Origin of the sequence: Brachybacterium muris (assembly GCF_016907455.1) — a bacterium.
In the GTDB taxonomy this organism is placed as follows: domain Bacteria; phylum Actinomycetota; class Actinomycetes; order Actinomycetales; family Dermabacteraceae; genus Brachybacterium; species Brachybacterium muris.
Window position 1 is genome coordinate 633,115 of sequence record NZ_JAFBCB010000001.1, and the last position, 14,232, is coordinate 647,346.

At 70.2% G+C, this 14,232-nt stretch carries 14 protein-coding genes; 7 read left to right on the forward strand and 7 right to left on the reverse strand.

Annotation, left to right across the window (positions count from 1 at the left end; all coding sequences use genetic code 11):
- Positions 1-9: 9 nt before the first annotated feature.
- Both JOD52_RS02925 and JOD52_RS02930 read right to left on the reverse strand, forming a co-directional pair.
- Positions 10-441 (reverse strand): hypothetical protein, encoded by a 432-nt coding sequence (locus JOD52_RS02925; protein WP_017822226.1) that lies wholly within the window; start codon positions 439-441, stop codon positions 10-12.
- Positions 442-510: 69 nt separating this feature from the next.
- Positions 511-963, reverse strand: coding sequence for an anthrone oxygenase family protein (locus tag JOD52_RS02930; protein ID WP_017822225.1), 453 nt, complete (start codon positions 961-963; stop codon positions 511-513).
- A gap of 128 nt (positions 964-1,091) precedes the next feature.
- Here JOD52_RS02930 and JOD52_RS02935 point away from each other — a divergent pair, with 128 nt between their 5' ends.
- Positions 1,092-1,640, forward strand: coding sequence for a TetR/AcrR family transcriptional regulator (locus JOD52_RS02935; protein WP_204408747.1), 549 nt, complete (start codon positions 1,092-1,094; stop codon positions 1,638-1,640).
- Positions 1,641-1,690: 50 nt separating this feature from the next.
- On the opposite strand, the gene JOD52_RS02940 is transcribed toward JOD52_RS02935, so the two are convergent.
- The 4 genes from JOD52_RS02940 to JOD52_RS02955 all read right to left on the reverse strand — a co-directional run bounded on the left by JOD52_RS02940 (position 1,691) and on the right by JOD52_RS02955 (position 6,982).
- The gene (locus tag JOD52_RS02940) at positions 1,691-2,698 is read right to left on the reverse strand and encodes a GNAT family N-acetyltransferase (RefSeq protein WP_204408748.1); all 1,008 of its coding nucleotides are present in this window, start codon (positions 2,696-2,698) and stop codon (positions 1,691-1,693) included.
- A 52-nt stretch (positions 2,699-2,750) separates the two neighbouring features.
- Positions 2,751-5,702 carry a multicopper oxidase domain-containing protein gene (locus tag JOD52_RS02945; RefSeq protein WP_204408749.1) on the reverse strand — a complete coding sequence of 984 codons (2,952 nt, stop codon included), beginning with the start codon at positions 5,700-5,702 and terminating at the stop codon, positions 2,751-2,753.
- Positions 5,703-5,954: 252 nt separating this feature from the next.
- Positions 5,955-6,662 (reverse strand): RDD family protein, encoded by a 708-nt coding sequence (locus JOD52_RS02950; RefSeq protein WP_150108248.1) that lies wholly within the window; start codon positions 6,660-6,662, stop codon positions 5,955-5,957.
- Positions 6,663-6,706: 44 nt separating this feature from the next.
- A complete protein-coding gene (locus tag JOD52_RS02955) occupies positions 6,707-6,982 on the reverse strand; it encodes a hypothetical protein (RefSeq protein WP_017822219.1) in 276 nt (91 codons plus the stop codon).
- Between the two features lie 209 nt (positions 6,983-7,191).
- Here JOD52_RS02955 and sucC point away from each other — a divergent pair, with 209 nt between their 5' ends.
- The 6 genes from sucC to JOD52_RS02985 all read left to right on the forward strand — a co-directional run bounded on the left by sucC (position 7,192) and on the right by JOD52_RS02985 (position 13,141).
- Positions 7,192-8,361, forward strand: a complete 1,170-nt coding sequence (gene sucC / locus JOD52_RS02960) for an ADP-forming succinate--CoA ligase subunit beta (RefSeq protein ID WP_204408750.1) — start codon at positions 7,192-7,194, stop codon at positions 8,359-8,361.
- A 9-nt stretch (positions 8,362-8,370) separates the two neighbouring features.
- Positions 8,371-9,258, forward strand: coding sequence for a succinate--CoA ligase subunit alpha (gene sucD, locus JOD52_RS02965; RefSeq protein WP_017822217.1), 888 nt, complete (start codon positions 8,371-8,373; stop codon positions 9,256-9,258).
- Positions 9,259-9,411: 153 nt separating this feature from the next.
- A complete protein-coding gene (locus tag JOD52_RS02970; RefSeq protein ID WP_204408751.1) occupies positions 9,412-10,290 on the forward strand; it encodes a CPBP family intramembrane glutamic endopeptidase in 879 nt (292 codons plus the stop codon).
- A 72-nt stretch (positions 10,291-10,362) separates the two neighbouring features.
- Positions 10,363-11,082 carry a metal-dependent transcriptional regulator gene (locus tag JOD52_RS02975; RefSeq protein WP_017822215.1) on the forward strand — a complete coding sequence of 240 codons (720 nt, stop codon included), beginning with the start codon at positions 10,363-10,365 and terminating at the stop codon, positions 11,080-11,082.
- A gap of 188 nt (positions 11,083-11,270) precedes the next feature.
- Positions 11,271-12,233 (forward strand): NlpC/P60 family protein, encoded by a 963-nt coding sequence (locus tag JOD52_RS02980; RefSeq protein ID WP_204408752.1) that lies wholly within the window; start codon positions 11,271-11,273, stop codon positions 12,231-12,233.
- An 80-nt stretch (positions 12,234-12,313) separates the two neighbouring features.
- Positions 12,314-13,141, forward strand: coding sequence for a hypothetical protein (locus JOD52_RS02985; RefSeq protein ID WP_017822213.1), 828 nt, complete (start codon positions 12,314-12,316; stop codon positions 13,139-13,141).
- A gap of 16 nt (positions 13,142-13,157) precedes the next feature.
- On the opposite strand, the gene hutG is transcribed toward JOD52_RS02985, so the two are convergent.
- Positions 13,158-14,183 (reverse strand): formimidoylglutamase, encoded by a 1,026-nt coding sequence (hutG, locus tag JOD52_RS02990; RefSeq protein ID WP_017822212.1) that lies wholly within the window; start codon positions 14,181-14,183, stop codon positions 13,158-13,160.
- Positions 14,184-14,232: the final 49 nt, after the last annotated feature.

The following is a 14,232-nucleotide window of genomic DNA, read 5'->3' on the forward strand; positions in this document are numbered from 1 at the left end:
GTCCGGAGCTCACCCTTCGCCGTTGCGCAGTCCCTGCGCCACCAGGGAGCCGCCCAGGGTGAGCAGGCCAGCGCCCAGCACGACGCCACCGGCGGTGATCAGGACCTTCAGCCCGTTCGGCTCGTTGACGTCCTTCCCGGCGGTGGACAGGAAGAAGCCGGCCGGCATCAGGACGGAGGAAGCGGGGATCGCCCACCGTCCGAAATGCGCTGGAAGGCCTCGCAGGCCGGCTGCCTCGGTGAGGACGATGCCCGCCAGCCCCAAGGTAACCAGTGCTCCGGCGTGCCCGTGTCCCGCGCGGGCATACAGCAGTTGCAGGGGGGTGCGGGGGATGTCCCCACGGCTGACTTCCAGGACGTAGTGACCTCCCGTCTCGATGCCGATGGCGGCGAGCAGGGAGATACCGGCGGCGAGGCGGGCGGGGCGGGACAGCGTGGTCATCGGATGGTTCCTTTTCGCGGGGCGGGGCAGGCGTGAGGGCAGCGGGCGTGGGTGGCGGGTGAGAGGGGGTCAGGTCGTGGTCGGAATGAGCTGGGATACGGCGGCGCAGGTGAGCGCAAAGCCGAGCAGCTGGAGTGACCCCCGCACGACCTGGTAGATGTCCCAGTGCCGGCGCTTGGCACGGAACTGCTCGGGAACCTCGGTCCCACGCAGCCGGGACGTCCACAGATTGATCGGAACATTGCCGAGGATCGTCACGACAAGGGCGACGGCCAGGACGACGGCAGCACTGACCAGCCAGCCACTGCCGTATGCCACGGCCCCCATGACGGCCAGGATCGGCGCTGCGGTCATGAGCAGGGGCATGACCCGGCCGAAGGTGCGCAGCAGCCCCTTCTCCATGGTCATCTGCTCCTCGATGGGCAGTCGGCGGATCACGGGGTGCATCAAGGTCGCGGATGCGAACTCGGCACAGCCCACGAAGCCGGTGATCAGAAGCGTGGCGAGAAGGGTCAGGTTCATGGCTTCCTTCGAGGTCAGGAGGCTTCCATGTGAGCGGCGCTCACATTGATGGACGGTATCCTCGGAATGTGAGCACTGTCAACACTTCCGCGAAGCCTGCCTACCACCACGGGAACCTCCGTGCCGAGATGATCCGCCTGGCCACGGAGATGTCCGCGCAGACCGGACTGGACTCGGTGAGCGTGCGAGAGGTCGCACGGCAGGCAGGGGTCTCTTCCTCAGCCGCGTACCGGCACTTCTCGAGCCGGGACGAACTGCTGGAGTGTGTACGACGAAACGTCCTCGAGGAGCTGTCGGAGCGCATGGCCCAGGAACTGGGCTCGGTCGCTGAGGCGGACCCTCGGCTCCGTGTGCGGGCCGCGGGCCGCGCCTATGTGGCATTCGCCGTCGAGGCCCCCCTGTTGTTCGGCAGTATGTCCAGCGGGTTTCCGGCGCCGGAGGGCCAATGGGACGGGACTCCCCTGGGAGATCTGTCGGCCCTGGTGCGCGATGCGGTGCCCGAGGCGGAAGGGGGTGCGGTGGAGGCGCGGTCTGTGGCCCTGTGGTCGCTGGTCCATGGCTTCGCGATCCTGTGCACCCAGGGAGGGCTGCGAGAGCTGGCACCGCGGCGCCGGGAGGAACTCCTCGAGGAGGTGCTGGCTCTGGGGGTCCGAGGACTGCGCAGTGACGGGGACTGAGCAGCGACTGTGGACCGCCCGCGCGGGCGGCGTGCTCTCCGCATCAGACGTCAGTTCTCGACGACCACTTCCACCTCGATGCCCTCGGGATCCTCGGCGTACCAGGCCACATGGTCCTCCCCGCCGGCATGTGGGTAGCGCTCGGCGAACAGCTCCCGCCAGCCGTGCTCGGCGGCCGTTCCACGCAGGGAGTCCAGCAGCTCGCGGCCCGGGCAGGTGAGCGCGAGGTGGTTCATCCCGGGGCGCATTCGGTCGGACCGGTCACCGATCACGTCGTCGGACTGCTCCAGGACGATGTAGGACCCGTCGCGGTGCCGCCAGATCCTGCTCAGCTCCCAGCCCTCGACTCGTTCGGCCTGCCAACCGAGGGTGGTCAGCAGCCAGTGCCAGGCCGGTTCGGTGGTCGCCAGATCCGCGGTCCACAGCTCCAGATGGTGCAGTCCGGAGGGATGGCCGTCCCTGGCCGGGGCGCTCGACTCGTGGTCGCGGCACTCCTGGTCGCGGTTATCCCTGTCGCGGATCTCCCGTTCCCAGATCGTCGTGGTCATCTCGGCCCCCTGCAGTGCACCCTGCGGCTGGTGCGGGTGCACCTCTGCGGTGGGGCGGTACCCCATCCGCTGCCAGAACGGGACGGCGACCTCCGCGTTCGTCGAGACGATGCCGGCCCGGACTAGTCGGAGCCCCGCGTGCAGCCGGACCTGGGCCAGCAGGGTCTCGTGGAGCAGTCGCCCCAGCCCGGCGCCCTGGGCGTCCTGGCGCACCAGCAGCAGGCCGATGTGCGCGGTGTCTGGCTCCGGCCAGCCGTGCAGCACGTAGGCCAGGGCCAGCAGGGAACCGGCGTCGTCGCACAGACCCAGGACCGTCTTGGCGCGGGGATCGAGCCCGGGCGGGACCGCGGTGAGCACGCCGGTCCCGTCGGTCGGTGCCACGTCGCGCGCCTGGGTCCGACGGGTGTAGTCCGGCGCCGCCTCGAGCAGTTCCTGGACCAGGGGAGCGTCCGGTCCCGTCAGCGGACGGAGTGTGAAGGGGCCGCTCACAGGCGGGGGAGCTGTCGGCATGCCGGGAGTGTACGGAACCGGAGTTCACGCGACGAGCGCGCGATCCCCGGAGTCAGGCCGTGACGCGGATCAGGGCCCGGGCCCCGCGCTCCATGTCGGCGAAGGAGTGGTTCACCGCGGTGTAGGTGCCGGGCTCATCGAACACCAGCTCCACGAATCCGCCCTGGGCGGCGCCGAGGTGCAGGGCCTGGGAACCTCCACCGGTCTCGTTGTCCGGGCGCAGCAGGTACTCGCCCTCGAAGAACACTGTGTCGAACACCCCGCCCACCACGTGGAAGGAGATCCCTCGGGAGGGCCCGGCGGCGAGCACCCAGATCCGCACACGCTCGCCGACCTTCGCCTCCAGCGGGGCGTGCACGTACTGGTTGGCGTGGCCGTTGAACACGGTCATGTCCGGCCGCTCGACGGCGATCTTGGCGGGGCTTACGGGGCGTGCGCCCTCGTGCATCGCCTCGTCGTACCCGGTAGCGCCCTCAGGCACCAGGTAATGCTCGGACTGCACCAGCACGTACTCACGATCAGCCGCAGCAAGGTCCTGCGGGGGCACGATCAGCACGCCGAGCATGCCGGCGGCCAGGTGCACCGTCATCGGCATGGTCGAGCAGTGGTAGAGCCACACCCCGGCGTACTCCGTGGTGATGGCGTACTCCAGGCGCTCACCGGGCGGGATCGTGCGCATCACCTCATCCGGCGCCACCCGGCCGGCGTGCAGGTCCAGGGAATGCCCCATGGTGCCGTTGTTCACCAGGTCCACGGTCAGGCGGGCGCCCAGCTCCGAGCGGATCACCGGCCCCACCACGGTGCCGTTGAACGTCATCGCGTCCATGGCGATCCCGGGCGCCACCTCCAGGGCCGCCTCGGTGATCTCCAGGGTGAGCCGCTGCTCCGGGCCGGCGCTCGGCGGCAGTGCGGCGTCGCGCACCGTGTACCCGGCACCGGGTGCTGCGGCGAGGTCCAGCGGCACACGGGTCAGCTCATCCACGCCGCCTGCCTGTCCGGCCCCGGGGCCCTGCTCGGCGGGGGAGGCTGCGCCGGTGGCTACCACCTGCAGGGTCATGCCCATCGCTCGGTGGCCGACGATAGAGCACCAGCCGGCCAGGTCATGGCCGATCACCCCGGCCTCCACAGTGGTGGACCCGCCCGGTTGGAGCCGCCCGGAGACAGTGCCGTCGGCCAGCACCAGATCGTGCACGTCGTGGGCGTCATCGTTGGACAGCTCGATGATCAGGGTGTTCCCGGCCGGCACCTCGATCACGTCGGGATGGAAGCGCATCTCTGACATGCCGATAGCCACCGTGGTGGTCTGCCCGGTGGGGGCCACCGAGCCTGTCCCGTCGCCCGGAGGCGTCGCGCCGGTCGTCCCGGATCCGGCGTCGTTCCCGTAGGAGCCGTAGGCGCGGTCCAGTGAGGAGCCGATCGCGGTCACTCCCAGCACCGAACCGGCGCCCAGCAGGGCCCCGGTCAGGGCACGACGGTCCAGTCCCGCTGGTGCCGCAGGGTTCGGGGCAGCGCCGACGGAGCGCGGGGCATCAGGCGCTGCGTCGAGATCGCTTCCCTCGGTCGGGGTAGCGGGAGCACGAGTCGGCATGCCAAGGGCAGTCGTACCCGAAGCAGGGGTGGCGTGCCCCTCCATCAGAGCCCGGCGCTCACGCACACTGGTGCGCACCGCGATCCCCATCAGCACCAGGAAGCTCAGCAGCGCCGCGAAGGCCAGCAGCGAGGTGAGCACCCGCGCCCAGGAGCCGAAGGCCCCGGCATCGGTGGTGCCGAGGGTGAGACCTGCGAACAGGGCGCCGCCGACGGCGTTCCCAGCATCGGCCAGCACGAACAGGGCCACCACCAGGTTGTAGACGACCACGCGGGGGAGGGCGGAGCGACTCATCGCGGCCAGTGACGTGCGCACCGCCCGGGGCCCGCCGCCCATGGTGACCGGCAGCAGATAGCTCATCGCCCCCAGCAGCACCTGCAGCAGGAATCCGGCCACGAACGGCACGGTGAGGGCCTGCACATCGGCGGCCACGAGGGAGCTGGTGAGCTGTTCATCGGCCGATCCGCGCCACATCGCGGCCAGGCCCAGCAGCCCGAGCACGAACCACACCATGCCCGAGCCGATCGAGAGGATCGGGAACCACGGCAGCTCGATGCGGTGCTGCTGGCGGGCAGAGCGCACCCCGGCCCGCACCAGCGTCACCGCCACCCAGGCGAAGGACCCGGCATAGATCAGGACGAAGGCGACCCCCAGGCTCACTGAGGCGATGAGGGCGGCGAGCGAGGCACCTACCACGCCCACTCCCATCCCCACCAATCCGCCGGCCGCCTTCCTCGTCGCGACCGGATCGGCCTTGGTGCGCAGCACCGTGGGCCACAGGGTCAGCAGCGTGCCGGTGACCGTGATCCCCACGAAGCCCAGGATGTTGAGGATCTGGTGGGCCAGCAGAAGCCTGCCCTGCCATGGCTCACCGAGGCTGAAGGCCATCAGCGCGCCGAGCACGGCGCCGGCCGGCAGCAGGCAGGCCGCCATCATGTAGGCGCGCACGGTGAAGGCGAAGCGGGGGGCGATGGCCGCCCGCACCTGCGCGCCCAGGGAGATCGCGTACCAGAGCATCGCAGCGGAGACCAGCAGCGCACCGACTACCACCAGCCAGGGCCACGACGGCAGCATCCCCGCGATCGTCGCCACCACACCGGCGGTGAGCAGGTGGCTGCGGATCACCTGGCGGGCCCGACTCTCCTCACCGAGCCTGGTCTTCAGCAGGGCCTCGGTGAAGTGCTGGCCCCACACCATGATCGAGGTGGTGATCAGCCCCAGGGTGACCATGTGCACCATCAGCCAGCGCGCCTGCGGCAACCACTGATGGATCAGCACCACGACCACCAGTGCCACCATCCACCAGGTCACCGGGCGGGAGGCCCGACGATGCCAGGAGCGACGCCCACCGCTTCGTGGATCGGGGCGCGCGGCCATCGGCGGGGACGAGGACGGGCGATCGGTCGCGTCGGGCATGGCCACCTCGAGGCACTGAGGTGAGTCGGCCCCGAAGGCGGGCCGGCTCACCGGGGACGCCGATCGGGGGAGCGGCGCGGGTCGGACTGCGGTCCCTGCAAGGCTAGACGCGGGATGCCCCGGCATACGCGGCGAGAATGCTGGATCAGTCGAACATCACGTCAGATAAAGGCAGCGTGTCAGAAACGCGGACTCCACGTAGAGGTGTTCCAGGTGCGGGGCAGCCGCGTCAGCCGCATCGGCGGGGCTGGCTCAGTGCTCGCGGCGCCGCTTCTGCGCCGGCTCGGCGTGGTGCTGCTCCTGCTGGTCCATCGCCGGGTCGTACTCCCGTGACCGATCATGGTCCCGGGGGCCGGCAGTCGCGGCATCGGCCTCCGGGCTCGGGTCCTTGCTGGTGGTGAATTGGGAGAACAGCGCCCATCCGAAGCGGAGCGCCACGATGATGCCCACCACGATCAGCACCGCGGTGAAGGGGATCTGCACCCCGGTACGGGTGACCACGAACCAGATGACGAACAGCGACAGGCCCACCAGCAACGCATCCCGGAAGGCGGCGGTGATGCGCCGACCCAGCTGGGCCTTCTTCATGCGGCGTTCGGCGACTGCGGCGTAGGCGGCGGCGTCCTTGCGAGCCCGCTCCCCGCTGCGGCGGATGGATTCGCGGCTGTCCCGTGTGCCCTCGCCCAGTGCGCGGCGCGCGGCGCGGGCGTAGTCGCCGCCGCTGAGCGTCCGGCCTCGCGGAGTCTCCTGGCGAGTGCGAGCACCGGGCGAACCAGAGGAACTGCTGCGCGAGCGGGGTGCTGACGAGCTGGAGTGCGGCCGCTCCGATGCCGAGCTGGAGCGCGACCGCTCCGACGACGAACCGGTTCCGCGACGATCCTGAGAGGCTCGTGAGGCGCTCTGCGCCTGCCGCTTCGCAGTGTTGCGGGCGGCCTTCGCGTAGGTCTTCCAGTCGGCCATCTTCTCTCCTCGGCCAGTGGGGGTCCGGTGGGGTACGGGGCGCTCTAGCGCCGCTCGTCCTCGCGCCAGCGGATGTCGCTGTCCCGGCGGGTCCGGTCGTCATACGAACGGTCCTGCTGGGAGCGGCGGCGGGCCGAGTGCTCGCCCCAGTAGGACAGCCCTACGTTCAGCGCGATGGTGATCACCACCGACAGGAAGAAGCTCGAGAAGGTGGAGCGCACTCCCACCAGGCGCAGGATGATGAACAGCACGAGGATCGCGACCACGCTGAACCCGAGGGTGTCACGGATGCGCTGGGTGAGACTTCGACGGCGAGGCACGGGCCCACTGTAGTGCCCCTGCCCGGGAGAGGATCGTCTTCCCGGGGCGCGATGAACTTCCACTCAAGGAGGTCACAGTGGTCATCCCGGGTGGGACTGAGGTCCTCGGAAGGCCCCGGAGGCGATACGCTGGGCCCGTTACCTGGGACGGCCCCGAGGCCGGAGCGCGGCCTGCCGTCCTCTGTCGATAACGAGAGGACCCCCAACCCGTGGACCTGTATGAGTACCAGGCCCGCGACCTCTTCGAGAAGCACGGCGTGCCCGTGCTCGGAGGAGTCGTCGCGGAGGACCCTGCCAGCGCCAGGGCTGCAGCGGAGCAGCTCGGCACCCCGGTGACCGTCGTCAAGGCCCAGGTCAAGGTGGGCGGGCGCGGTAAGGCCGGTGGCGTGAAGGTCGCCAAGTCCCCGGAGGAGGCCGAGCAGCACGCCTCCCAGATCCTCGGCATGGACATCAAGGGCCACACCGTGCACCGCGTGATGATCGCCGAGGGCGCCGACATCGCCGAGGAGTACTACTTCTCCCTCCTGCTGGATCGCACCAACCGCAACTACCTGGCCATGTGCTCGGTCGAGGGCGGCGTGGAGATCGAGCAGCTGGCCGTGGAGCGCCCCGAGGCCCTGGCTCGCGTGGCCGTGGACCCGAACGTGGGCATCGACGAGGCCAAGGCCAAGGAGATCGTCGAGACCGCCCGCTTCGACGCCGAGACCGCCGCCAAGGTGGCCCCGGTGCTGCAGAAGCTGTGGGACGTGTACCGCGAGGAGGACGCCACCCTGGTGGAGGTGAACCCCCTGGTCAAGACCGGTGCAGGTGACATCATCGCCCTGGACGGCAAGGTCACCCTGGACGACAACGCCGGCTACCGCCAGGAGGGCCACGGCGAGCTGGTCGACACCAAGACCGAGGACCCGCTGGAGGCCAAGGCCAAGGCGCTGGACCTCAACTACGTCAAGCTCGACGGCGAGGTCGGCATCATCGGCAACGGCGCGGGCCTGGTCATGTCCACCCTCGACGTGGTCGCCTACGCCGGCGAGAAGCACGGCGTGAAGCCCGCGAACTTCCTGGACATCGGCGGCGGTGCCTCCGCCGAGGTGATGGCCAACGGCCTGGACGTGATCCTCGGTGACGAGCAGGTCTCCGCCGTCTTCGTCAACGTCTTCGGCGGCATCACTGCCTGCGACGCGGTCGCCAACGGCATCGTCGGCGCGCTGAAGAAGCTCGGCGACTCCGCCACCAAGCCGCTGGTGGTGCGCCTCGACGGCAACAACGTCGAGGAGGGCCGCCGCATCCTGGCCGAGTTCGCCCACCCCCTCGTCACCCAGGCCGACACCATGGACGGCGGCGCCGCGAAGGTCGCCCAGCTCGCCGCCGAAGGAAAGTGAACCGCACCCATGTCTATCTTTCTCGATGAGAACAGCAAGGTCATCGTTCAGGGCATGACGGGCTCGGAGGGCATGAAGCACTCCCAGCGCATGCTCGACTCCGGCACCGCGATCGTGGGCGGGGTGAACCCCCGCAAGGCCGGCCAGTCCGTCTCCTTCGAGGGAGGCCACGAGGTCCCCGTCTTCGGCTCCGTGAAGGAGGCGATGGAGGCCACCGGCGCGAACGTGTCCGTGGTCTTCGTGCCGCCGAAGTTCGCCAAGGACGCCGCCATCGAAGCGATCGACGCCGAGATCCCGCTCCTGGTGATCATCACCGAGGGCATCCCGGTCAAGGACAGCGCGGAGTTCTTCAACTACTCCAAGGACAAGGGGACCACCCGCATCATCGGCCCGAACTGCCCCGGCGTGATCAGCCCCGGCAAGTCCAACGCGGGCATCACCCCGGCGAACATCACCGGTGCGGGCAAGCTGGGCCTGGTCTCCAAGTCCGGCACCCTGACCTACCAGATGATGTACGAGCTCTCGGACATCGGCTTCACCACCTGCATCGGCATCGGCGGTGACCCGATCATCGGCACCACCCACATCGACGCCCTGGAGGCGTTCGAGAACGATCCCGACACCGTCGGCGTGGTGATGATCGGCGAGATCGGCGGCGACGCGGAGGAGCGGGCCGCCGCGTACATCAAGGACAACATGACCAAGCCGGTGGTCGGCTACGTCGCGGGCTTCACCGCCCCCGAGGGCAAGACCATGGGCCACGCCGGTGCGATCGTGACCGGCTCGGCCGGTACCGCGCAGGCCAAGAAGGAGGCCCTCGAGGCCGCCGGCGTCAAGGTGGGCAAGACCCCCACCGAGACCGCCGATCTGATGCGGGAGATCGTCAAGGGTCTGTGACCCCTTCTCGCCGCTGAGCAGCGCGCCCCGGTCCTCCTCGGAGGGCCGGGGCGCTTCGCTGTGCATCGTGGGGCGCCGGCCCGATCACATCATCCTGCCGATCTCCTCCCGATGGAGGAGGCGCCATCGGCCACTGTGGTGGAGGCTCGTCCCATGAGCGCAGCAGCCGAGACCAGCAAGCCTGTCGCAGATCGCCCGTGGGCCCTGGCTGCACTGACCGCGATCATGCTGGGAGCGGTGGTGGCCACGACACTCCTGAACCCCCAGGGGCTGGTCGTCTCCCGTGACCCCGGGTACGAGGCACTCCCCGTGCCCCTGCTGCTGGTCCCGACCGTCGCGGTCATCGTCATGACGCTCGTCCTGCCGCGCGGTCGCGGCGGCTCCGCGGTGATCGTGCGTCTGCCGTCGGCGCTTCGCAGTGAGACCGCCGGGCTGCTCGCCCTCGCCGTTGGCTTCCCGCTTCTGGGCGCAGTGATGCCCACGCCCGAGGACTGGGTACTGCTGAAGGCGGTGATGTTCCTGATCGTGCCGGGAGCAGTGCTCGCGGTGCTCGGGAGACGCCGCGGCCCCTCGGTGCTGATCTCCCGCCCGGTGGTCCCCGTCGGGATCATCGTGCTGCCGGCCCTGCTGCTGGGCGTGCTGACGCAGGTCGGCCCCTTCTCCCCGGGCGCTCCGGCCACGTGGCCGCCGCTGGCGATCCTGCTGATCGGCGCGACGGCCACGGCGATCACCGCCGGGCTGGGGGAGGAGCTGATGTTCCGGCGCTTCCTGCAGACGCGACTGGAGGCCCTGGCAGGGCGGTGGACCGGCATCCTGGTGGCCTCCATCCTGTTCGGGCTGATGCACACCTTCTCCCACGGGGACGGGGCCCTTGGTGAGAACGCCGTGCGCGCGATCGCCATGAACGGCACGACAGGTCTTGCCCTGGGGCTGATGTGGTCTCGCTGGCGCCGGATATGGGTGTGCGTACTGGCCCATGTGCTGCTCAACGGCTTCGGCGTGCTCCTCCATCTGGCGGGCCTGATCGGCTGACCGGGGATCGCGTGCGCCGCCTGCTCGGTAGACTCCTAGGGCCGACAGCGGCGCGGGCGCGAAGGAGGGACCATGAGCGGCGATCTCATCGACACCACCGAGATGTACCTCAAGACGGTGTTCGAGCTGCGTGAGGCCGGTGTGGTGCCGATGCGTGCCCGGATCGCCGAGCGCCTCGGGCACTCCGGACCCACCGTGTCCCAGACGGTTGCACGCATGGAGCGCGACGGCCTGCTGCACCTCGATGCCGAGCGCCGCATCCGCCTCACCGACGAGGGCCGGCAGATCGCCACCGCCGTGATGCGAAAGCATCGCCTGGCCGAACGGCACCTCCTGGACGTGATCGGCCTGGACTTCGCCCTGGTGCACGAAGAGGCATGTCGCTGGGAGCACGTGATGAGCCTGGCGGTCGAGGAGCGCATCGCGCAGCAGCTCGAACCGCCCTACGTGGATCCCTACGGCAACCCGATCCCGGGGCTGCAGAGCCTGGGGATTGCCGAGACCGCGATCACGCCGGACGGTAAAGACCAGTCCAACGCACTGGAGACCCTCGCTGACGTCGCCACCGCTGGCGAGCACGTGCGAGTGCGACTGGAGAGGATCGGGGAGCGGGCCCAGAGCGACCCCGAGCTGCTGGGCGAACTTGCACGTCACGGCCTGTTTCCGGGGGCCGAGGCCCAGATGGGGGAGCAGGGTGGTTCTGCGGTCCTGCAGGTCGGGGATGGTGACCCGCTCTTGCTCGACGACATCACTGCTGGTCAGCTCCTTGTGACTCGGATCGCTGCGGGGTAAAGCCTCCGTCAAGGTCTCCCCCAGAAGCCGCCCGGACGGGCGACGGCCAGGGGTGCTCGCCCCTAAGGTCGTACTCGTGCCCGGCGACCTCGCCGGGCATGTCCCCCGGGAAGCCCCGCTGCGCACCGGATCAGGACTGCGAGCATCATCGAGCGCACAGGCGAGAGCCTCGGGGCTGGGAGCCACACGTGTCGAACACTGCGAAGAACACCCACCGGCGCCAGGTGCGCACGGTGACCCCCGCCGTGCGCGCAGGCCGCGCCGCCGCCGGCGCCGCCATGGCTGCCGGGATCCTGCTCGGTGGCGCGAGCGCCGCGGTTGCGGAGCCGGGCGCCGATGCCCCGGCACCCCAGGCCGATGCCGCTGCCGCGCCCGTGCTGCTGCCCGTGGCCGCCCCCGCCGTGGGCATCCCCGCGGCCGAGGCTGCCGAGGAGGCCGCTCCGTCGCTGGCCCCCGCCGCCGGCGCCATCTCCGTCACGCTCCCCGAGCCCGAGCCCGAGCCCGAGCCCGAGCCCGAGCCCGAGCCGGAGCCCGTTGTCGAGGAGGAGCAGGCCCAGGAGGAGCAGGCCGGGGAGCGCACTGACCGCTCCGAGAACTCTGATCGCAGCGAGCGTGAGGACCGCCAGGAGCGTCGCTCCGACGACGAGCGCTCCTCTCACTCGAACGACCGTTCCTCCCGCTCCGACGACGAGCGCTCCTCCCGCTCGAACGACCGTTCCTCCCGCTCCGACGACGAGCAAGGTGAGGAGTCCTCGCGCTCCGAGCAGGAGTCCGAGAAGAAGAAGGAGTCCTCGAACTCCGGTGTCTCCGCCGGCAAGGGCAGCTCCATCCTCGCCACCGCTCGCTCCGGCATCGGCACTCCCTACGTGTTCGGTGGTACCTCCCCGTCCGGCTGGGACTGCTCGGGCTTCGTGCAGTGGGTGTACGCGCAGCACGGCATCAGCCTGCCCCGCGGTGCTTCCGACCAGGCCGCCGCCGGCCGTGTGATCCCGCGCTCCGAGGCTCGCCCCGGCGACCTCGTGTACAAGCCCGGCCACATCGGCATCTACGCCGGTGGCAACCAGTTCGTGGATGCCGGCAACAGCCGCGTGGACACCACCGAGCGCAAGATCTACTCCGGGAACTGGACCTTCATCCGCGTCGGCGGCTGATCGACCTCTCCTGCACGGCCCTGCACCCTTTCTGGGTGTGGGGCCGCTCCCATTCCCGCCGGAACCGATAGCGTGAGCCTGTGCATGCAGTTCGAGATCTCCTGGCCGCCGCCCTGCTGCTGGTGGCCGCTGTGCTGGGAGCACTGTGGGTCCCGGCCTCCTGGGTGGAGCGCACCGTCATCGACCAGCAGGGCTTCCTGGCTGTCACCCAACCGCTGGCCGATGACCCGGACTTCCAGCGCACCCTCACCGACAGTGCCGTCGCCGAGATCCTCGGCGACGAACGGGTGCCGGACTGGGTCTCCGAACGCGTCACGCCCCTGGCGGAGGAACAGGCTGCGCGGATCACGGGCACGCAGCTCTACGGCTCCCTGTGGGACGTGACCATGCGGGAACTGCACGGTGCCCTGTTCGCCCCGGGCCCCTCGGACCTGGACGTGGACCTGGGGCCCGCGGTGGACAGCATCCTCACCGGCCTCGAGGACCATCTGCCCTTCGGGATCCAGGTCCCGCGGCCCGATGATGCCACCGTCACCCTGGCCACCATCCCGGATGTGCCATTGCTGACGAAGGCCTCCGGCCTCGCTCCGTGGGCGGATCGGCTGGGACCCATCGCTCTGCTCCTGGTGCTGGTGGCCCTCACCGTGGCCGCTCACCGGCGCGTGATCCTCACTCTGGCCGGGGTGGGAGGGATCCTCGCCGGGCTGGCGGTGTGGTGGCTCGCAGGATCGATCGAGACCGTGGTGCCGGACAGTGTGGACCAGGCAGTGTTCCTGGGTCCCGTGGTGCAGGTGTTCCAGGAGCGGTTCGCGGCCGAGGTGATGCCGCAGGGCGTGATCATGATGGGTGCCGGTGCCCTGGTGATGGCGGTCGGTCTGGTGCTGCTCGGCCTGCGCCGCACCGCCTGAGAGGGGCTGTCGCCGTTCAGCCCTGGGGCGTGGTCGCGTCCAGGTGCTCGCGCACCGCCAGGTCGATCAGCCGTGCTGCGGTGCGAGCGGTGCGGGAGTCGATGTCGAGGCCCGGGTTCAGCTCCACCACGTCCAGCAGGGTGAGCTTCCCCGTGCCGGCGGCCGCACGGACTGCCTCCACGATCATCGGCAGTGGCACGCCGAGCCCGGCCGGGGCGCTCACGCCCGGGGCGGTGGCCGCCGGCAGTACGTCCAGGTCGATCGTGAGATACAGGATGTCCAGCCCGCGCGTGAAGTCCTCCACGAACGCCCGCACCGCCTCAACGCCGCCGTCCAGGCATTCCAGGTCGGTCATCCACCGCACCCCGTGCTCGCGTGCTGCCGAGAACAGGGTGCCGGTGTTGTTGGCCTCGGAGATCCCCAGCACCGCATACTGCAGGGTCCGGCCGGCGGCTCGCTCCGCCTCGGCCATCTGGAGGAACGGCGTGCCGGAGGTGGAGCGGGGCTCTCGGCGCAGGTCGAAGTGGGCGTCGAGGTTCAGCACGCCCCAGCGTGGGAACGTGGCCGCGGTGGCGGGGGTGCGGTAGCCAGGGCTTCGGGCCTCCAGTGAGCGCACCAGCCCCAAGTAGCTCGCCCAGGCGGTCTCATGGCCTCCACCCAGCACCACGGTCAGGACGGACCCGGGTGCCCGGAGGGAGGTGGTGATGAGAGCAGCGGTATCACGATGCCCGGCTTCGAGGTCCTCGCCCAGGGTCACTGCGTCCCCGTGGTCGACCAGGTCCACTGATCCGTCGGCGATCAAGGGGTGCGGCACCAGAGGCGACAGGGCCGAACGCAGCGAGGCCGGACCGTCGGCTGCGCCCACGCGCCCCCCGTTGCGGCGCACGCCTTCATCGGAGCGGAAGCCGAGCACTGAGACGTGCGGGTCGTGGGCACCATCAGCGCCGTGCACCCGTTGGTGCCAGCGCGCGTGCTCGGGGCCGTCGCCGTCGGTGCGTCCGGTCCAGGCGTCCAGGTGCTCAGAGGCATTGGTGGGTCCCATGGTGGTCCTCCCGAGGGGGTGACGGGGTAGCAGTGCGGGCGAGTCGGTG